Below are 18,992 nucleotides of genomic sequence, written 5' to 3'. Positions count from 1 at the left end.
CTACCGCTTCTACCGCTTCTACCGCTTCTACCGCTTCTACCGCTTCTACCGCTTCTACCGCTTCTACCGCTTCTACCGCTTCTACCTCACGCTGGTTTGACACACGCGTAAAAATCAGGCGTTTCCCCTTCGTCAATTCCTCTTCACGCGCAGATTTATGTACGTTCATCCGTGGATCGTCCTGCTTCAACCCATCCAAGCGATCAACCTGATCCACATGCTCTAGCGACGCTTCGTATTCCGGTATTTCCTCATGCAAATGCTGAGCCTGATCCATTTCACGCCCAAAAATTTTTAACACGCCACGCTTTTGATCCTCGTTGGCCACTCGCCAACCTCCTGTAACACCGCTCGTCCTCTTCAGGTATATTTTCTCACTAGACACGCTGTGACGCAACCTCTTTATTCACCATGACATGCAACATGCCATCTTAGTCACAAAATGATGGCTAAGATGGCACTTCAAGATAAAAACGATTGACACTATGCCCACTGTGCAATCCTTGATACGACCACGATAAGGGAATGATACCCGAATGCAGTGCTGTTGTCTGGTATGCCCATGATCCGTTGAATGAGTGCACATTATAGCGAACGATTTTTGATATGGGAAGTGTGTTTTTGCATAAAAGAGGAACCACAAACCTCCACCTGCTCGTCAATCATAGACCTCGCAAAAGCAACCCCTGGACTAACCCTAAGCTTAGGCGCATACGCTCAATGGACAGCCACTCCACGGCGATCCGTGCTTCTCTTTGTCTCAGCCCATTCTCCACCCATCGATCTCGCTTCAAGGAGGTTGCTTGTGAAGCGCCAATCCTTTATCGCCGGAACATCCATCCTCATCGCCGCGAGCCTCATCACGCGACTGCTCGGGTTTGTCTATCGCATCGCGCTTACAAGACTGATTGGACCTGAGGGGATCGGTCTCTTTCAGATGGTGTTCCCCATCCTCACTCTTGTACTCACCATCGTCACCGCAGGCATGGGCATCGCCATCTCAAAACTCGTCGCCGAATCGCTCGTCACAGGAGATCGCACGCGCATCAGGCGCGTCATGCGCTACTCCTTTTTCATCACATCGATCATGGCTGTCATGTTCACCTGGGTGATGCTGCGCTACGGGAAGACAATCAGCCTCCATATGTATACAGACAAACGCGCGTACTATCCTTTGATCACACTGACACCGGTCATCGGCATCATCGCGATCTCCTCCGTATTGCGCGGCTATTTCCAAGGCTTGCAACAGATGAGTGTCCCATCCGTCGCATCAATCATTGAGACGTTGATCCGCATCATCGGTGTCTGGATCATCGCCGCACTCTCGCTCAAAAAAGGAATCGAATACGCTGCCGCAGGCGTTTCCGCCGGAATGATTCTCGGCGAACTCGCGGGATGTCTCTACATGTATTACGCATACCGTCGCTACGCGTCCGTCAAAAAATTAGACTTACCAACACCGACCGCCAAACCACTAGCCAATACGTCTGGCGAACGGCCAGCGCAAACGATGCGCGCCCTGCTGCAGATCGCTTTGCCCGTGACCTTCAGTCGCTTAATCGGCTCAATTGCGTTTGCGCTCGAACCCATTCTCGTCATGCGCGCGTTGCTGACGGCAGGTCTCACCGCCACCGCTTCCACCAAGCTTTACGGCGCGTACAGCGGCATGGCCATTCCGCTTCTCGTCTTTCCCACCGTTTTCACCTATTCACTCGCCGTGCAACTCGTCCCATCCATCTCCGAAGCAGTGGCATCCGGCCGGCGTGGCACCGTCGCGCGCCGCCTGACCCAGTCCTTTCGCGTCACCGCACTCATCGGTTTCCCAACATCGCTCATGCTGCTTCAGTATGCAACACCCCTATGCACCGTCATCTATGCACAACCCCAAGTTGGCCACATCCTGGCCATCATGGCGCCAAGTGGCTTTCTCCTCTATCTGCAAGGACCGCTCTCCGGAATCTTGCAAGGCATCAATCGCGCTTCCACCGCCATGCGCAACTCACTGATCGGTTCTGGCTTCAAACTCCTGATCATTTATATGTTTGCCTCAAATCCGTCCGTCAACATAAACGCCGTCGCCTGGTCACTCACCATCGCCGTCTCCCTCACGACCATCCTGCACATGATTTCCGTACACCGCGCCATCGGGTTTTACGTCGACCCGCGCGATACAGCAAAGACCCTGCTGTGCACCGTTCTCATGGGCGTCAGCATGCACATGCTCTGGCCCATCTACCAAACCGTGATGTCACGCTCCATTGCCCTGAGCGCTTTGCTATTCACAGGTTTTTTCATCTACCTTATCCTCTTGCTCCTTACGCGAACGATCACCGCAAACACACTCGCGCGCCTGCCCGGCGTCGGGCGCCCGCTCTCGCGCGTAGCGCGCCTGATTCCGTTTTCGCGATAAATGCGCCTCACCACTACAGGAGCGTTTCATCGCGTGGTTTTTGCGGATCATCCATACAATCCACATGAAGCTTTGCGCCATCCCACGCGGCATAAAAAACGTTCTCTTGTTTCTGTATGCCGTGTGCCTTGAGCTCTTTGATAAGCCACTGCTTTGACTTACCAATCTGCGCTAGCTTGCTATGATCGAGATGACCATCGACAATCAAGGAGATGGGCATCTCTGTTTTTGCCACGCGCAGTCTCAAATCTTGCGCTGTGGCAGGCATCTTCTCTGCCTTTTCAAACACGGATAACTTGCCTGACGTCTCAAGAATGGCGAACTCCACATCTGCAACATTCGCGATGTTTTTCTCACGCAGTTGCATCAGAAGATCATTCATGTTGTAGCGCGTGCGCCGCATTTCCCTGTCATTAATCTCACCGTTTGCCACAAGAACAGTTGGACGTCCTTCAATCAGATCATGAATTTTTCGATTCCGCATCGATAGAAAGGACATGCCAATCTGAAATGCCACAAGAAAGAAAATGATGAGTGCACCGTGCCAAATCGGCACCCGCAAATCCTGCAATGCCATGGCGGAGACCTCGGCGATAATGATAGAAACCACAAGATCAAAGATGGATAATTTCCCGATTTCACGTTTCCCCATCAAACGCAATGAGAGGAGCACCATAAAATACGTAAACAGTGTGCGAATCAAAAGATGCAAAACAATCACACGCATCACTCCCGCCAGTACAAATCACGGTCTATTACAAGCCAAATGAACCTTACAAACACGTATCAGGTCTAAATAAAGAGTGCCCACGTAACGTAAAAATAAACTTCCCCAAAATGGGCACAGGCTACGTACTCCTATCACCGAAACCTGCTTGTAATTCTTCGTGTGCTGTTTTATGATTTATGTGACAAGAATAGGTAATCAAGCATACTGAAACCGCCTTTATAGGGATAGTGGCTCCTGCGAATCGTTTCCATTATTCGCAGGAGCCATTTAAATTTTCGAAAGAGGTCGTGATCATCTTGGGTATCCTCACATTGATTTTACTCGTACTCCTTATTGTCATTTTCTTAGGCATACCACTCAGCGGACTTATCTACCTTTTTATCTTATCAAAAAAACCCCAGCACTCTGTCGTTCGGGCGCATCCGTATTTAGGATGGTTGCGCTATATCCTTGAAAAACTCGGTCCAGAGTTCCGACAGTATTGGTTTGACGGAGACAGTGACAGTAAACCATTTTCTAGAAATGAATTTCTATCTGTTGTATTCTCCAGTAAATATCGTACAGATTTAATTAGTTTTGGCGGAAAACGAGATTATGATCTCTCGGGATTTTATTTATCAAATCACCTTTTTCCGACCTTAACAAATGAGCTGCGTGTTGATAACACCGAGAGTGTGGAAGGACACAGATACCAAATTGTCCGTGAGGGTCTCTTCACACGACATGAGAAAGTAAATCATGAACAGGTTAAAAAATGGCTTCTTCAGGTTCAAGATTCCATTGTGATTGGAGAACATCTAAAACATCCATGGGTGCTAAGAGGAATGTTTGGCGCTTCGGCAACTTCTTATGGTTCAGTTGGAGAAAACTACATTCTGTCAACAGGTACCGGAGCTTTTATGGCGGGCGGTTCGTGGATCAATACAGGTGAGGGCGGTGTCGCACCTGAGCATCTTATGAGTCATGTTGATGTGGTCGCGCAAATTGGTCCCGGTCTATTCGGATTTCGGGATAACAACGGAAATTTTTCATTTGATGAGTTCCAGAAAAAGGCTGAAGAAGAGCATATAAAAGCATTTGAATTGAAATTTCATCAGGGCGCTAAAATTCGTGGAGGTCATTTAGAAGGAGCAAAAGTGACAGAAAAGATTGCCATGATCCGAAAGGTTCCCGTAGGGAAAACGATCAATTCCCCCAATCGCTTCCCATTTCTCAAAGACGAAAAAGATGCGTTGCTCTTCATCCGTCAATTGCAAGAAATAGGAGGAAAACCAGTCGGCATTAAACTCGTCGTAGGTGACGCATTACAACTGGAGCATTTTTTTCAAACCATGCTTCAACTGGATATCTATCCTGATTTCTTAACGGTAGATGGGAGTGAAGGTGGCTCGGGGGCGACCTTTAAATCCATGGCGGACAGCGTAGGACTCCCCTTGTTCTCAGCCCTCATCATGGTCGATGATGCAGCGCGAAGTTTTGGCATTCGAGATCGGATAAAAATTTTTGCGTCAGGAAAATTAATCAGCCCTGACAAAGTTGCCATCGCATTAGCTTTAGGAGCTGATTGCGTTAACTCTGCGCGTGGCTTTATGATGGCCAATGGATGCATCATGGCCATGCAGTGCCATACAGGCAAATGTCCTACAGGCGTCACCACAACAGACCCTAAGTATCAAGCCGCTCTCGTACCAAGTGAAAAACAGTGGAGAGTCATGAATTATATTTTGCAGGTGCGAGAGGGTGTCTTTGCACTTGCAGCCGCGTGTGGATTAAAAAGTCCACGAGAGTTTACGCGTGAACATGTTGTCTATAAGAATGATCATGGTCGAGCCGTCCGAATCTCCGAATTATTTCCATACCCAAAACCAGAGCTTCATTCTGTACCAAATCAAAGCGAGGAAATTAGTTAACACGAATGATGGATCGCGCAGAACACATGAAGATTCGACCTCATTGATAGAGTAAGGAGAAATGGCAGTGCGCATTCGCGGTAAAGAAAAAGTTCCAGGATTGCTTCAAGAAGCGTCCGCCTATCTGCTCGATGCAAATCACCCGGCGCTATATCAGTGGCCTGCGTTAGGTCAGGCAACCCATGCGGTTAAAAACTTGGAAATCGGTTCAGGGCGCGGGACGTTTCTCGCGACCATGGCGCAGCGAAACAGTGATCAACTCTTCCTTGGCGTCGATCTCTATATCCCGATCGTGGCGCGTGCGGCGACGCTCTTGCGCGAGTTTGCATGCCCTAATGCAAAATTGGTGTGCATCCACGCAGAACGTCTGCCTGAATTTCTCGCACAGATTAAATTTGACCGTCTGTATCTCAATTTCTCTGATCCTTGGCCGCGCAGACGCAATGACCGAAAGCGATTGACGCACCCGCGGTTTCTGGAACGATACCGCTCATTTCTAAAACAGGATGGTCACCTCGAATTTAAAACGGATAACCTTTCACTCTTTGACTACAGCGTGCAGACGCTCGTAGCAAGTGGTTGGACGCTCCTTGAAGAAACCCGCGACCTCTCTGTCGCAAAGGATGAGTTTGAACTTTGCGAAGGTCGCTACGTGCAGACCGAATACGAACAAAAATTCCGCGCGCTCGGTCAGCCGATTTGCCACCTCGTCGCACAACCGCCAATGCGTGACGAACTTTCAGGCGTGCGAAGTCATACACCGCGACACTCAGGCATATAGATGGGACAAACCCTCGAAGTCACAGGGAATGGCCTGATCCCGCCTGGAGGTGGAATGGTGAAAGCAAAGCTTTGGCCGCATTTCCGCAGTGAAGTAAACGGTTCACCACTCGTACACGGTGTCATCGTCGCGTTTATCGCATTTTTAATTCTGACGCTCATCATGGCGGGCGTTTATACGTGGGCGAACGTATCCGAATCGTCTCTCCCCTACACCGCATACACCATCAATGCCCTCTCTTCCTTGGCGGGCGCGCTCGGCGCCGCGCGCAGTGCAGGGATGCGGGGCTGGTACTACGGATTTATCACCGCAATGATTTTTAGCGCCGTACTCGCGCTGGTCGGGAGCTTAGTCGACTTTAGTGCCACCTTTCAGTTAGAGACAATCCTGCGCATCCTTTTGCTCGGACTGATCGGCGCTTTCGGCGGTGTCATCGGTGTCAATCTGAAGCGTACCGCGTGATTCTCTTTCTGACGATTCTTGACATACAAAAGGCCTGTCTTTATGAAGACAGGCCTTTTGTATGTCATTTTGATCCCTGTGCACTTGCCTGTTGACGCAGGGCTGTCAAGCTTGCGGAACGACGCGGCTGATCGCGCTCTTTTCAAACGTCAGCTTCGTATTTCCATCAACGGCAATCGTCACCGTCTGTCCCTCGACTGCAGTCACCGTACCGTGAAGTCCACCAATCGTCACCACCTGGCTTCCCACAGCAAGGCTCGACATGAGATTGTTTCTCTCTTTTTGGCGCTTTTGTTGCGGCCGGAGAATAAAAACATAGAGAATTCCTAACAAAAACAGATAAGGAATAAGCGCCTCTAATTGTTTCACTGACATCTGACTATCCCTCCACCTGATACCCGTAATTTTCAAAGAATGTCTTGCGCAGTGCGAGCAAGCGACCTTCCTCAATCGCTGCGCGAATCTGTGCCATGAGCGTGACTAAAAAATGCACATTGTGATACGACGTGAGGCGAATCCCGAAGGTCTCTTCCGCTTTGAGAAGATGTCTTATGTACGCCCGCGAATAGTTTTTGCACACGTAGCAGTCGCACGCCTCATCGAGCGGTGAATAGTCCCGCGCATTCGACGCATTTTTAAGTACAAGTTTTCCGCGCGATGTAAACACGGTGCCGTTGCGGGCGATTCGCGTTGGCAAGACACAGTCAAACATGTCAATGCCGCGCAGAACACCTTCAAAGAGATCGTCCGGAGAGCCTACACCCATTAAATAGCGGGGGCGATCTTTTGGCAAAAAGGGTGTCGTAAACTCCACCATCTCGTACATCAGCGGTTTTTCTTCACCCACGCTGAGTCCTCCCAGCGCATAGCCAGGAAAATCGAGCGCAGTGATCTCTTCTGCCGCGCGCGCGCGTAAATCTCGGAACATTCCTCCCTGCACGATGCCAAAGAGAGCCTGATCATCCGTTCGTTCATGCGCTGTTTGACAGCGTTTCGCCCAACGCGTTGTGCGCGCGAGCGAATCAGATACATACTCACGCGTTGCCGGATAGGGGGGGCACTCGTCAAACGCCATGATAATATCCGCACCGAGCGCGTTTTGAATCGCGATCGATTCTTCCGGGCCGATAAAAAGCGGTGCGCCAGAGATGTGCGAGCGGAAGTGGACACCCTGTTCCGTGATTTTACGCGTCGAGGAGAGACTGAAGACCTGAAACCCGCCGCTATCTGTCAAAAGTGCGCGCGGCCAGTTCATAAAACGGTGCAGACCCCCTGCCTCACGCACAATCTCCTCACCAGGGCGCAAATGAAGATGATACGTGTTGGACAGAATAATCGACGCGCCCGTTTGCATGACTTCTTCTGGACTGAGCGTCTTCACCGTCGCCTGCGTTCCCACAGGCATGAAAACAGGTGTCTCAATGACCGCGTGCGGCGTAGTCAGGCGTCCGCGGCGCGCCATGGAATCCTTGCTTTCTTTGAGCAGTTGGAACTGAAGCGCTGACAAAGGACATTTCTTCCTTCCCTTTAGAGGATGCTCATAATCACAAAATCAACATGGCGTCACCAAAACTAAAAAAGCGGTACTCCATCGCCACCGCGACGCGATACGCCTCAAGCAGCCGCTCGCGACCGATCAGCGCGGCAACCAACATCATGAGCGTCGATTGCGGCAGATGAAAATTCGTGATCAGCCCCTCTGTGACGCGCAGCGGTTCGTTCGGATGAATGAAAATATCAGTAAATCCTTGGATTGATCCATCCTCTGCCACCGTTCCGTAATCCCGCCACGCCGATTCAATCGTGCGCACCGACGTCGTTCCTACGCAAATCACGCGTCGCCCCTCCGCCTTCGCCTTCTCGATCGCACGTTTTGTCTCTGCGGGAACGCGAAACCACTCTGCATGCATCGTGTGATTCTCCACGTCCTCAACTTGAACGGGACGAAATGTGCCAAGGCCGACGTGTAGCGTGACGAACGCTCGCTCGACGCCCTGCGCCGCGAGTGATGCGAGCAACTCTTCTGTGAAGTGAAGTCCTGCCGTGGGCGCTGCGGCGGATCCTTTTTCGCGTGCGTAAACGGTTTGATAGCGCGTGCGATCTTCGAGATGTTCATGAATATAGGGTGGCAGTGGCATTTCGCCGAGCGTTTCAAGAAGGGTATCCCACATCCTTGGTTCCGTGTCAAAAGCGATGTGCCGGATCCCATCCTCACCCTCACCAATGATCGTTCCCGTAAGCGCTCCATCGCCAAACCGTATGCGTTGACCCGTCTTGATGCGTCGCCCCGGCTTTGCCAAAACTTCAAAGTGCACAGGGTTGTCAAGCGGTCGCAGCAATAAAATCTCCACAACCCCGCCTGTCCCTTCCTTTTCACCAAACAAACGCGCCGGAATCACGCGCGAGTCATTAAAAATGAGCAAATCTCCCGCGCGAAGGTAATTACCCAACTCATAAAAACGGGCGTGCGCCAACGCCTGCTCTTTTCGATCAAGAACGAGCAGGCGAGAATCCGACCGTTTCATAAGCGGAGTTTGCGCAATCAAGTGCGCGGGGAGTTGATAATCAAAGTCTTCCGTCTTCACGTTCACACCGCCTCTTGCACATGCACTATACCATAGGTTGATGGGGAAGCAAAAAGACGATTGATCGACGATCAACCGTCTCCATTCTTTTTATGGTGATGGTGGTTTTTTCCGCTGTCCTGCGAGGGTTGGTGCTGCTGATCTCCATTTACAGCGGCATCGCCTGAAGACCCCGCAGAGGATGTCAAAGATCGTGACCCCTGTGTAGATGAATCCGATGATTGGGCGATCGGTGGCAGCGCCGGCAGTGACAGCCCCCCTTGTCCAGCGACTGTTATCGGCGCCCCCTGCGAGTGATCAGATCCATTTCCTGCGAGGTTGTCACTCCCAGGTTGCTTGCCATCGCCGCTTTTCGGGTGTCCATCTCCTCCCTGCGCATTTGCGCTAGGCTGGCGGATCGAGGGCGGCGTGATGCTCCCTACGACGACGCTTGGCAGCGTACCTTGCTCGCTTTGCGCGGTACCGTCACCTGTTTTGTGCGATTTTCCATCGCCGTGCGAATCAGATCCACTATGTGATTTTGCGTCACCTTGCGATAGCGAATTCCCATCCGAATTCCCCGGAATCTTTTCACTGCCACCTCCGCGCGGATGCTTCTCAGACTCTCCGGGGTGATGTCCATCGGTCATGGGCGGCAGCGCCGGCAAAATCGCAGGAACCTTTGTTTGCAACGATCCTGCGCCAGGTGACGGAAGTGTTTTTGCTTGATCGACAGCGGGACGCGTTTTTCCATCCCCCGTTTTATCCTTTGCATGCCCTGCGGGATTTTCCCGCGATCCAGGTGCTGAACGGGTCGTACTCGAAACCTGAATCGGTGGCAGCGGCGGCAGTGGCGGCGCTGACGCGATGACCGCATTTTTAAACGTGTTCTTCGTCGCATTCTGCGTCAGATGAGCGGTCACCAACGTTAGAACATGGGACAGTGTCTTGTCGCTGCTCACGGTCTGCACGATGCGATTGGCCACCTCTCGCCCTCCGACTGCAGGCGAGAGCGCACCTGATTCGATTTCGCGCCACGAGACGTGAAGGCCGCGCCGGCGCGCTTCGACATAGAATGCGAGTCGCCCAGGCGAGACATGCAGGCGCTGCGCCAAACGCCAGAGCGACGGTGACGCGATAAATGACGCGACGAACACCTGCCTCTTACCGACGGTTGAGCGAATCGACGCATCCGTCAGAGCTAAAAGACTCTGCAGTTGCGTGCTCGCCACATGATTGCCAGGCGTTGATGTTACGATGACTGAGCTTAGCGCGTGCAGATAACCGAGCGTTGCAATCTTTTGAAGATAGCGCTTTACCGCGGTTTTGATCGGCAGATGCACGAGATGGAGCCCTTCCAACGCGCGCCCGCCGTCTGAATCGAGCGCGGCTACACCGAGCACGATGTTCTGATTGGAGACAGAGAATTGAATGCTCGGATTAATGTCGATCGACAGGTACGCCGTAGGTTTTGCAAACGCCGGCATCAGTTGCGAAAGCGACAGAAACGCGACGAGAAAAAGCCCCGCTACTGCGCCGAATGCGCCTGTCCTCGTTCGCAGTCGACGACGCGCGCGCAGTTGTGTAAGTGAACCGTCAAGCAGCGTCGCCGGGATGTCTATCCTTTCACCAAGCTGCATCGTTTCGGTGCGCGCGATTTTCTCAAACCCTGCATGAGGAGTCATGATCACGGCTGTCGCATCGTCCGGGAAGGACATTATTATCGCCCTCATCTCAGTTCCTCCCCCACAAAACTCTGCAACATCTCATAATCCCCAAGCATGAGAACAACGACTGCAATGATGTACCGCCGCTGTCGCTCAAGCGTTTTTCGACTGACTTCAACAAGTGGTTCTAACTGTTTTAAGGGAAGTGTGCCAGACGCCAGAAACAGCGTGCGTAGCGCTTCCGTTTTGGCAACCATATGCGCGGCGTGCACCGCGTTTCGTCGAGCATCATCGTGTTTCGGACAAATATCAATCAGTTCGTTCATATCAATGCCAAACCGCTGTAGTTCTATTGCATAGCGCGCGATTTCCTCTGCGCGATCGCGCGTTTCAACGTCAACGGCGTGCTGCATGAGTGCTGTGTCATTCTCAATCGCATTGTATACATCGCCCTCTTCGTCAACCTCGTCGAATGCGGCAAACGGAATTTCGCGCTGTTTGGATCTTACGCGAAAGTAGTCGATGAGACGTCGTTTTATAACCGTTTCGGAAAACGCGACAAAACTACCCCGATCCGATCGATAGGCGTCAATTGCTTCATTTAATGCGAGCAAAGCCATCTGAAATTCTTCATCCGTCTCGCGAATCTTTCGTCCACACGCGTCCTTTGCGATGCGTAGGACAAACGGTTGAAACTGCCGCAAGAGAGCGTCGCGCGCAAGCCGATCACCCGCTTTTGCATCTTCCAGCAGACCCAGGAGCTTTGTCGCATCACCGGTCGGATTTCTCCGAAACGGTATCCGGATCACGTATCGAACCCCCTTTTGCATGGTTCGTGAAACGATCGCCTTTTCTGTCCGTAGCCTGTTTTTCGTCGAGCCTTGGGGTGCCTCACGTTTCGTCTACCGGCTTTACGCGACCTAGATGTGCATAGGCGGCAGCCGTCGCTTCGCGTCCGCGCGCCGTGCGGGAAAGGAGGCCAGACTGCAGCAAATACGGTTCATAGACATCTTCTAGCGTCCCCGCATCTTCCCCAATCGAGGCGGCAAGCGTTTCAAGTCCAGCTGGCCCTCCACGAAAGCGGTCGATCAGGCACAGCAAGATGCGATGATCCAACTCGTCGAGCCCAAACGCGTCAACCTTCATCCGTGTCAGCGCCTCAACTGCCAGTTCTTGATCGATCCGCCCATCTCCGATCACCTGCGCAAAGTCGCGCACCCGACGCAAAAGGCGATTCGCGATACGCGGCGTACCGCGTGATCGGCGCGCGATTTCATGAGCCCCTTGCGAATCGATCGCGACGCCAAGAATCGCCGCCGCGCGAAGTACAATGCGCGACAGGTCTTCAACCGGAAAATAGCGGAGATTGAGTACCACCCCAAAGCGATCGCGCAGGGGTGCCGACAAGAGTCCAGCGCGCGTCGTCGCGCCGATCATCGTAAAAGACGGCAGATCGAGGCGCAGCGCCCGCGCGCTCGGTCCCTTGCCGAGCATGACATCCACCGCAAAGTCCTCCATCGCTGGATAGAGCACCTCTTCAACGGTGCGCGGCAGACGATGGATCTCATCGATAAACAAAACATCGCCTTCTTGAAGGCTTGTCACAAGCGCCGCCAAATCGCCCGCACGCTCGATGGCAGGACCTGAAGTCACACGGATGTTGACTCCTAGTTCATTGGCGATGATATGCGCAAGGGATGTTTTTCCTAGACCAGGTGGACCATAGAAGAGTACGTGATCAAGCGACTCTTTTCGTTTTCGCGCTGCGTCAATGTAGATGCGCAGATTCTCTTTGACCGCATCCTGTCCAATGTATTCGCGCAAAAACCGCGGTCGAAGCGTCTCTTCCCGCGCGTCTTCCTGAAGCATTTCACCTGTCACGATTCGATCATTCATCGCACACCTCGCTCACTGAGCACCCTGAGCGCCGCTTTTAGCGCATCTTGAAGCGGCAGAGCCTCCCACGCGTGGATGTGCTGCAAAAGCACGCGCTCGATCTCGCGTTCAGCGTAGCCGAGCGCCGCGAGCGCCGCGCTCAATTCTGCGTAAACGCCCGCCTGGCTCGGGTCTGTGGTGACTCGATCATTGCGCATTTGTGCGCGCTCTGCTCCATCCTGCAGATCGTTCACCTTATCCTTCAGTTCGAGCACAATGCGCCCCGCCACTTTTGCCCCGACGCCGGGTACCGCCGTGAGCGCCTTTGTCTGCTCGTGAATCATCGCGTGGACAATGTCACCCGTCGCCATGTGGCTCATCATTTGCAGCGCCAGCCGCGGTCCAATTCCGGTCACCGTCTGCAAACGCAAGAAAAGTTCCCGATCCGTTCGCTCCATAAAACCATAAAGAGTCATCGCATCTTCCCGCACATGATGAACCGTATAGAGTTTTTGCATCGCATCCACAGCAAGCGTGTCAAGTACGCGCTTAGGCATATATACGCGATAGCCAACGCCCGCCACGTCGAGGACGACCGCATCCGTCTCCCGCTCAGAAATGGTGCCAAAAAGGTGTGCGATCATGTCGGTTTCCTCCTTGTCGCCGGCGCCTGCTTCAAAAGCGCGGAAGACTGCAACGCAGAAGCCTGAACGCGCGCCATATTCTCGTTATACACGGCAAAGTGTGCGTGCGTAATGGCAACGGCCAGCGCGTCCGCCGCGTCATCTGGCTTTACCACTTCGCGCAGTGACAGAAGAATCTTGACCATCTCCTGCACCTGCTTTTTGTCGGCGCGCCCATACCCTGAAACCGCCTGTTTCACTTGGAGTGGCGTGTATTCGCCGACAGGTAGTCCCGCTTTTTGAGCAGCTAAAAGCACCACGCCGCGCGCCTCAGCGGCAGTCAGCGCCGTCGTCACATTGCGCGCAAAAAAAAGCTGCTCAACGGCGAATTCATCCGGAGCGTGCTGATGGATGAGCGTTGTGATCGCGTCATAGATCGCGACGAGACGCTCCCCGATCGGCGTTTTCGGCGAAGTCTCAATGCAGCCCGTATCCACCATGCGGTACGAGTGGCCGAGCACATCGATGATGCCATACCCTGTACGCCCAAACCCCGGATCGATCCCTAGAATGCGCATGCTTCACCTCCCACCCCGTTTTACATTCACTCACTGATGTTACGAAGCAGAAAAATCAACATTCGTGTAGAGGTTATCCACATCATCGTGTTCTTCGAGCAGTGTGAGTAGCGTCGCCGCCCGCTCCTGATCCTCTTCTGAAACATTTGCGGCAACGGTTGGCACGTAAATGATTTCGACTGCAGACGGTTGAAATCCCCGTGCGACCACGCTTTTTTCAACCTCAGACAGCGCTTCTGGCTCCGTGTAAAAGACGCATTCATCCTCTTCTTCCTGCACATCGTCAGCGCCCACTTCAAGCGCGAACAGCGTCAGATCCGTCTCATCCAATCGTGCATCAAGCGTGACACGCACCGCACCGCGCCGCAGAAACATCCAGGCGACACAGCCCGATTCACCGAGACTTCCGCCATGCTTTGAAAAGAGATGGCGAATCTCCGCGGCTGTGCGATTGCGATTGCTCGACGAGATCTCAAGCAGCACCGCAAAGCCTCCCGGCCCATACCCTTCATACAAAAAGGATTCGAGGTGCATTCCATCAAGCGTGCCTGTTGCCTTGGCGAGCGTGCGCGCAATCGTATCACTCGGCACGCTGTTTTCTTTCGCCTTCTCAAGCGCCACTTTCAGCGTGTAGTTTACATCCGGATTGGCCCCACCGCGCTTTGCCGCTGCATAGATATCTCGGCACAGCTTTGTAAAAAGTTGCCCGCGCGAAGCGTCCTGTTTTCCTTTGCGATGCGCGATATTCTTCCATTTCGAGTGACCCGCCATAAAAAGCCTCCTTACATTCCCCAGTCACGCGGATAGAGAAAATCGATGCCAATCGTGCGGCTGGAGAGTTTTGCGATGACAGGAGGCACGCGCTTATAGTGATTCAGGCGAACGCGTCGCATCACCCCTTCAACCAACTCCGGGGCAAACCCGAGCGCCTCAATTTCCGCGCGCGTCAGCCACCGATCAACCCAATGGTGCAAAAGCACATCCGCTTCATCATACGTAAACCCGAGCTCCTTCTCGTCCGTTTGCTCCTCCCACAAATCGGCCGACGGCGCTTTGTGTAGAATCGCGGCAGGCACACCGAGCTGTTCTGCGAGCGCCCGCACCTGCGATTTATAGAGATCGCCAAGCGCGTTTACTGCAGAACCGAGATCCCCAAACTGCGTTCCATAGCCAAGCAGAAGTTCAGTTTTATTGCTGGTCCCAAGTACTAGCGCGCGATAAACGGCCGCGTGGTCAAAAAGAATCGACATCCGCTCACGCGCCATCTTATTTCCGCGACGAAGCAAACTCGCAGACGGGTCACGCGAAAAATAGGCGTCAATCTGAGGTGTGATCTCCACCAGATCTGCCTTTAGCCCGAGATCAGAAGTGATCGCTTGCGCATCGCGCAAACTCGCCGCACTGCTCAGTCGATACGGCATGATCACAGGGTGAACGCGCTCTGCGCCGAACGCCTCCACCGCAAGATACGCGACGAGCGCTGAGTCGATGCCTCCAGACAGCCCGAAGACGACGTCGTGAAACCCCGTTTTTTCAACCTCGTCGCGCAAAAAATCGACGAGAATCGGCGCCGTCGCGCGCACACTCTCGCGCAAGCGCACAAGTGTCTGCTCCATGTGAGCGTGAAGGTTGGTGTTCATCCGTTCGCCCTCCCCGCCCGCAGCGCTTGTTTCATCCGTTGCAGCGCGCGCTCCGGATCCTCATCACGCAAAAACGGCGAGCGATAGCGCACACTGCGCAGTTGCGTCTCGTCCAAATCAGCAAAATGCAACCCTTCTTTGGCATCCTTCACCTCAAAGAGAATTTCTCCATCCGGCCCTGCCACAAACGAATGTCCGAAAAAGTGCAGACCATCCTCAAATCCAGTGCGGTTCACAAAAACGATAAACGTCGTAAAAAGCTGCGCGTGCGTCCGAATCATCCTCTGCCAGAACTGCTGGGATGACGAGTCGGAAGCGCCGTTTAGCGCACGCCCGGGACCCGCCGCAATCACGTAGATGACGCCTGTCCCCGTCAGCGAGAGCGTGTAGAGCGTCGAGGGATGCCACGCATCTTCACAAATGAGAAGTCCAGTCGCGCCAGAGGACGTCTGAAAAGATGATAAATCCTCGCCGCGCGCCACGTGACGCTGTTCTTCAAACAGTCCATAGGTGGGTGGATAAAGCTTGCGATGCCGATGCAGTGCTTGTCCTTTTGACGCGTAAATGGATGTAATGTAAAAGCGGTGATCATCACTCTCTTCAATAAAGCTAAACACGAGGTCGATGTTGACACTCTCTTCAATGAGTCGCATAACACGCGGATCGTCCACTCGCATCGCGACACTGAGCGTCAAATCCCGCAACGCATAGCCAGTCAGCCCAAGCTCAGGAAAGACGACCACGGAGGCGCCCTGCTTGCGCGCAGCGTGGATCATTTCAAGGTGCTTTTTTAGATTCTGTTCAAGATCTCCGAGGCGCGGTGTCACTTGCGCCATCCCCACTCGAAGCACGTTTGCAACTTCCTCTCTGGCGATGCAAAAATCGAAAAACGGCGTCCATTCAACGTTTATGGTAGCAGTATAGCATCTTTTTTGCTCCATCGGCGGTTTGTGTGCGTTCACCGCGAAGCGCGCACTGCTCCGTCTTCAAAGCGTATGCGATACGTCGCGACAGACGTGCCCACTGATCATTTGACGGGCGTTTTGGTCCATCGCCGAGTTCGCGCAGTGTGAGCATCGGAAATTCCCTGAGTTGCCACAGCGCCTCCACTTGTGCGTTTGCAAGTGGCCTGATCATGGTGTATGCATCAAGTACATCGTCATAGATGTGTTTTAACGAAACACCGCTGTAACTCATATGTCCAATCATCTGATGCAAATCGTAGAGAGGAGAGTCAAGGCCCGCCAGATCAAAGTCGATCAGCACAGCAATGCCGCCTTCCTCCATGAGGAGATTGTGCGGCGCAAGGTCGCGGTGACAAAGAATGTCCTCCTCCCGATCCCGTTCAAGTTGGCGGGCGAGACCAGACTCTACGAGTGCGCGCAATTGCTGCTCCGCCTGTCTGCGAAGCGCAGTCCACGCCTCATCGGTCATTCCCGGCAAGCCGCGCAATTCCACCTGGTGTGACGCCTGTTTCAAGCGATGAGAGAGCTTTTGCATAAGAGACGGCGTGAGGCGAAGCATGCCAGGGATCCTAATTCGCACACTGTGCAGGCGAGCCACAGCCGCTGCCGCGCTCCGTCGATGTTCCCGTATCGAAAAATCAGACTGGCGACCGCGCAGCCACGGTTCCACGGTGGTCGGGTGTCCGGAGAGCCAAACGAAAGACTCCCCGGACACCGTCTCAAGATAGGGCGGCACAAGACCCGCGCTCGCCAATTGTTTGCGCACACTGGCGAGTGCTTCTAGCCGCGCAAGCGGCACATATCGCTCTGGTGTATAGCGCTTTACAATGAGACGACCGCGATTGGTCAGAATACCTGTGACAGAACGCATCGGGACGACGGCGCGGATGCGCAGATCGTACGCATCCTCAAGACAATGAAGCGCCTCATCCGAAAGCCTTGCTCTCACCTGCTCACCCCTCTCGAGACGTCGACATCGCGTGACCCTAAAGCGGTCAGACGCGCCGCACGTGATCCTGCTACATGCGCGACGAATCTCTGAACCAAGACGAGTCATTCATAAACATGGAACTGCTCTCGCGCATCTTGAATGTTTTTGATACCGGGCCATACATCGTGGGTGGTGTCACGAACGGCGTATTCATCGGATGAATTGGCATGACAGGCCCCTCAAACACTGGGCCTTGCGGCGGCGGATTGGTAGGATCCCAGCAAATCACTTGCTCCCCAATAGGCTCTCGTTCGATCTCCTGTTGCACAATTTCTTCGTGCACATAGAATTTGGCCACACTCGGGGGCGCAGGCTTCATTTTTGGCGTGGGCATCGGCGCGGGCGCCGGTGGTGTCGGATTGACCTGCATTTTTTGAACCTGGACATTGGTGTCGATATGGATCGGCGGCAGTTGAAACGCCGGTTTTGGTGCAGGCGGCACGATCGGCTGCGTCGCCTGCACCTTTGGCATCGTCATCTTTTCTTTCATGCTAAGCAGTGACTGTTTGGAGGTCATCGGATTGACCGTACCACTGACCCCTCCAGGGATGATCAGCGTTTGCCCAGGCATGATCATGTTCGGGTTGGACACGTGCGGATTCGCTGCAATCAGACTGTTGAGCGGGACCCCGACGGCGTTTGCAATTTTCCACATCGTATCGCCAGGTTTTACAACATAGGTCGAGCCGCCAACAGGTGAAACAGGGATATTTGGCGAAACATGGACCACAGGCGTACCGCCGAGGGGATACCCGCCATGCCCGACTGGCGTTTCCGAGACAGGATAACTTGTTCCCGCTGCGCCGTCTGTCACAGGCAGGGTAAGAATCTGGCCAACTTGAATCTGATCTGGGTTGATCACTTGAGGGTTTGCGGCAATCAACGCGTCGAGACTGATTCCGAATCGGTTTGCAATTTTCCACATTGAATCACCGCTTTGAACGGTGTACGTTCTCATGCAATTGGCCTCCTAGGTCCGTAGTCATTTGCACTATATGCGCAGATGGGCAGAATGACAGGAAAATAGGCGCGTATCATCGTGGGACAGCATTTCGCAGGAGTCGACCCGGATCGCATTTACCTCGTGAGGACAACATAAAGAGAACTGTCTTGCCTCTTGGCAGTGTGTGGGGGGAGTTGACACAGCCAAAAGGCGCAACAGTTCTCTATACTTTTATTTGGGTACTACGAGTCATCTTATCGTTTTCGACGAAATCTGTCAAATCACGCCACTTCAATGTGCTATTTCTGAGAAGCCGTTTCATCGGCATCCTCGCGAAAACACGGATAGCTCCCGACGTGGTGAAGAACAAAGCCAGTGAGTGTCGCGATCTCCGCGAGCGCTTGATCTACAACACTTGGTTCATCCTGCAACAACAAATCAAGAAAGAAATGATAACTTCCAAGACCCCGTCGCGACGGCCGTGATTCGAGTTTTGAAAGGTTGATCCCATCCCGCGCCAATACACGCAAGACTTCAAAAAGTGCGCCAGGATGGTCATCCCCTAGCTCGAGCAAAATCGATGTCTTCTTGTACACGGGAGTGCGGCTGATCCCCGCATAAGAAAAGCGCGGCAAAGCGGCGCTCGCCTCCCCGACCGAAGCAAATCCATCTTCTTGAAACTCCGTCGCGCGGCGCGTCAGAAGCGCAAACCGCGTCTCATTGTACGGATGATCCTGCGCATCCTCAACGACGCGCACAAGCGGCAGATCGCGTCCCGCCTCAAAACTCCCGACCGCCGCAAGCGTACGATTGCGCTCTTGCGCGACACTGTGTAAAGCGCCGGCCGTGC

The 18,992-nt window shown here is 53.4% G+C and carries 20 protein-coding genes; 4 read left to right on the top strand and 16 right to left on the bottom strand.

Annotated features, from left to right (window positions below):
- Positions 1 to 328: hypothetical protein (locus AYW79_RS12245; RefSeq protein WP_197467724.1), on the bottom strand; the 328-nt coding region annotated here is incomplete at its 3' end.
- A gap of 477 nt (positions 329 to 805) precedes the next feature.
- Here AYW79_RS12245 and spoVB point away from each other — a divergent pair.
- Positions 806 to 2,413, top strand: coding sequence for a stage V sporulation protein B (gene spoVB / locus AYW79_RS12240; protein WP_067566407.1), 1,608 nt, complete (start codon positions 806 to 808; stop codon positions 2,411 to 2,413).
- Between the two features lie 13 nt (positions 2,414 to 2,426).
- Here the strand turns inward: spoVB and AYW79_RS12235 are convergent, their stop codons facing one another.
- Positions 2,427 to 3,134: a DUF421 domain-containing protein gene (locus AYW79_RS12235; RefSeq protein ID WP_231877821.1), complete on the bottom strand. Its 708-nt coding sequence runs from the start codon at positions 3,132 to 3,134 to the stop codon at positions 2,427 to 2,429.
- 296 nt (positions 3,135 to 3,430) lie between these two features.
- Here AYW79_RS12235 and AYW79_RS12230 point away from each other — a divergent pair, with 296 nt between their 5' ends.
- The 3 genes from AYW79_RS12230 (at position 3,431) to AYW79_RS12220 (ending at position 6,296) form a co-directional block, all read left to right on the top strand.
- Entirely contained in the window at positions 3,431 to 5,053 is a 1,623-nt protein-coding gene (locus AYW79_RS12230) for a glutamate synthase-related protein (protein WP_418251494.1), read from the top strand.
- Between the two features lie 67 nt (positions 5,054 to 5,120).
- Positions 5,121 to 5,834 carry a tRNA (guanosine(46)-N7)-methyltransferase TrmB gene (trmB, locus tag AYW79_RS12225; protein ID WP_067566402.1) on the top strand — a complete coding sequence of 238 codons (714 nt, stop codon included), beginning with the start codon at positions 5,121 to 5,123 and terminating at the stop codon, positions 5,832 to 5,834.
- A 57-nt stretch (positions 5,835 to 5,891) separates the two neighbouring features.
- Positions 5,892 to 6,296 (top strand): TIGR04086 family membrane protein, encoded by a 405-nt coding sequence (locus AYW79_RS12220; RefSeq protein WP_179123114.1) that lies wholly within the window; start codon positions 5,892 to 5,894, stop codon positions 6,294 to 6,296.
- Between the two features lie 105 nt (positions 6,297 to 6,401).
- On the opposite strand, the gene yajC is transcribed toward AYW79_RS12220, so the two are convergent.
- The 14 genes from yajC to AYW79_RS12150 all read right to left on the bottom strand — a co-directional run.
- Positions 6,402 to 6,671 carry a preprotein translocase subunit YajC gene (gene yajC / locus AYW79_RS12215; protein ID WP_067566397.1) on the bottom strand — a complete coding sequence of 90 codons (270 nt, stop codon included), beginning with the start codon at positions 6,669 to 6,671 and terminating at the stop codon, positions 6,402 to 6,404.
- A 4-nt stretch (positions 6,672 to 6,675) separates the two neighbouring features.
- Entirely contained in the window at positions 6,676 to 7,803 is a 1,128-nt protein-coding gene (gene tgt / locus AYW79_RS12210; RefSeq protein WP_082806704.1) for a tRNA guanosine(34) transglycosylase Tgt, read from the bottom strand.
- A gap of 37 nt (positions 7,804 to 7,840) precedes the next feature.
- Entirely contained in the window at positions 7,841 to 8,881 is a 1,041-nt protein-coding gene (gene queA, locus AYW79_RS12205) for a tRNA preQ1(34) S-adenosylmethionine ribosyltransferase-isomerase QueA (protein ID WP_067566396.1), read from the bottom strand.
- A gap of 71 nt (positions 8,882 to 8,952) precedes the next feature.
- The gene (locus tag AYW79_RS12200) at positions 8,953 to 10,593 is read right to left on the bottom strand and encodes an anti-sigma-I factor RsgI family protein (protein WP_143216202.1); all 1,641 of its coding nucleotides are present in this window, start codon (positions 10,591 to 10,593) and stop codon (positions 8,953 to 8,955) included.
- Positions 10,590 to 11,336, bottom strand: coding sequence for an RNA polymerase sigma-I factor (sigI, locus tag AYW79_RS12195; RefSeq protein ID WP_067953434.1), 747 nt, complete (start codon positions 11,334 to 11,336; stop codon positions 10,590 to 10,592). Before sigI ends, AYW79_RS12200 begins: the two co-directional genes overlap by 4 nt.
- Before the next feature lie 82 nt (positions 11,337 to 11,418).
- Positions 11,419 to 12,423 carry a Holliday junction branch migration DNA helicase RuvB gene (gene ruvB / locus AYW79_RS12190; RefSeq protein ID WP_067566390.1) on the bottom strand — a complete coding sequence of 335 codons (1,005 nt, stop codon included), beginning with the start codon at positions 12,421 to 12,423 and terminating at the stop codon, positions 11,419 to 11,421.
- On the bottom strand, positions 12,420 to 13,046 hold the full coding sequence (ruvA, locus tag AYW79_RS12185) for a Holliday junction branch migration protein RuvA (protein WP_067566388.1): 627 nt from the start codon (positions 13,044 to 13,046) through the stop codon (positions 12,420 to 12,422). Before ruvA ends, ruvB begins: the two co-directional genes overlap by 4 nt.
- Complete coding sequence (gene ruvC, locus AYW79_RS12180; RefSeq protein WP_067566385.1) at positions 13,043 to 13,603, bottom strand: crossover junction endodeoxyribonuclease RuvC; 561 nt, start codon at positions 13,601 to 13,603, stop codon at positions 13,043 to 13,045. The genes ruvA and ruvC overlap by 4 nt, the downstream gene beginning before the upstream one ends.
- 39 nt (positions 13,604 to 13,642) lie before the next feature.
- Positions 13,643 to 14,374, bottom strand: a complete 732-nt coding sequence (locus tag AYW79_RS12175) for a YebC/PmpR family DNA-binding transcriptional regulator (RefSeq protein ID WP_067566382.1) — start codon at positions 14,372 to 14,374, stop codon at positions 13,643 to 13,645.
- An 11-nt stretch (positions 14,375 to 14,385) separates the two neighbouring features.
- A complete protein-coding gene (locus AYW79_RS12170) occupies positions 14,386 to 15,243 on the bottom strand; it encodes an NAD+ synthase (RefSeq protein ID WP_231877921.1) in 858 nt (285 codons plus the stop codon).
- Positions 15,240 to 16,094 (bottom strand): nitrilase-related carbon-nitrogen hydrolase, encoded by an 855-nt coding sequence (locus AYW79_RS12165; protein WP_067953436.1) that lies wholly within the window; start codon positions 16,092 to 16,094, stop codon positions 15,240 to 15,242. The genes AYW79_RS12170 and AYW79_RS12165 overlap by 4 nt, the downstream gene beginning before the upstream one ends.
- 49 nt (positions 16,095 to 16,143) lie before the next feature.
- Positions 16,144 to 17,157, bottom strand: a complete 1,014-nt coding sequence (locus AYW79_RS12160; protein ID WP_067566380.1) for a phosphotransferase — start codon at positions 17,155 to 17,157, stop codon at positions 16,144 to 16,146.
- A gap of 70 nt (positions 17,158 to 17,227) precedes the next feature.
- Complete coding sequence (locus AYW79_RS12155) at positions 17,228 to 18,157, bottom strand: muramidase family protein (RefSeq protein WP_067566376.1); 930 nt, start codon at positions 18,155 to 18,157, stop codon at positions 17,228 to 17,230.
- Between the two features lie 284 nt (positions 18,158 to 18,441).
- Positions 18,442 to 18,992 (bottom strand): ACT domain-containing protein (locus AYW79_RS12150; protein ID WP_156493905.1); only part of this gene is annotated, 551 nt, incomplete at its 5' end.

It is taken from the genome of Ferroacidibacillus organovorans (assembly GCF_001642725.1).
GTDB lineage: Bacteria > Bacillota > Bacilli > Alicyclobacillales > SLC66 > Ferroacidibacillus > Ferroacidibacillus organovorans.
Note: the sequence above shows the minus strand (reverse complement) of the source record. Positions and strands in the feature narration are given on the sequence as shown.

Bases quoted from the DNA above. Each gene is read 5' to 3' on its own strand.
- ruvB (WP_067566390.1), bottom strand. From the start codon at position 12,423: ATGAATGATCGAATCGTGACAGGTGAAATGCTTCAGGAAGACGCGCGG.
- yajC (WP_067566397.1), bottom strand. From the start codon at position 6,671: ATGTCAGTGAAACAATTAGAGGCGCTTATTCCTTATCTGTTTTTGTTA.
- AYW79_RS12200 (WP_143216202.1), bottom strand. From the start codon at position 10,593: ATGAGGGCGATAATAATGTCCTTCCCGGACGATGCGACAGCCGTGATC.
- ruvC (WP_067566385.1), bottom strand. From the start codon at position 13,603: ATGCGCATTCTAGGGATCGATCCGGGGTTTGGGCGTACAGGGTATGGC.
- ruvA (WP_067566388.1), bottom strand. From the start codon at position 13,046: ATGATCGCACACCTTTTTGGCACCATTTCTGAGCGGGAGACGGATGCG.
- AYW79_RS12170 (WP_231877921.1), bottom strand. From the start codon at position 15,243: ATGAACACCAACCTTCACGCTCACATGGAGCAGACACTTGTGCGCTTG.
- AYW79_RS12175 (WP_067566382.1), bottom strand. From the start codon at position 14,374: ATGGCGGGTCACTCGAAATGGAAGAATATCGCGCATCGCAAAGGAAAA.
- AYW79_RS12155 (WP_067566376.1), bottom strand. From the start codon at position 18,157: ATGAGAACGTACACCGTTCAAAGCGGTGATTCAATGTGGAAAATTGCA.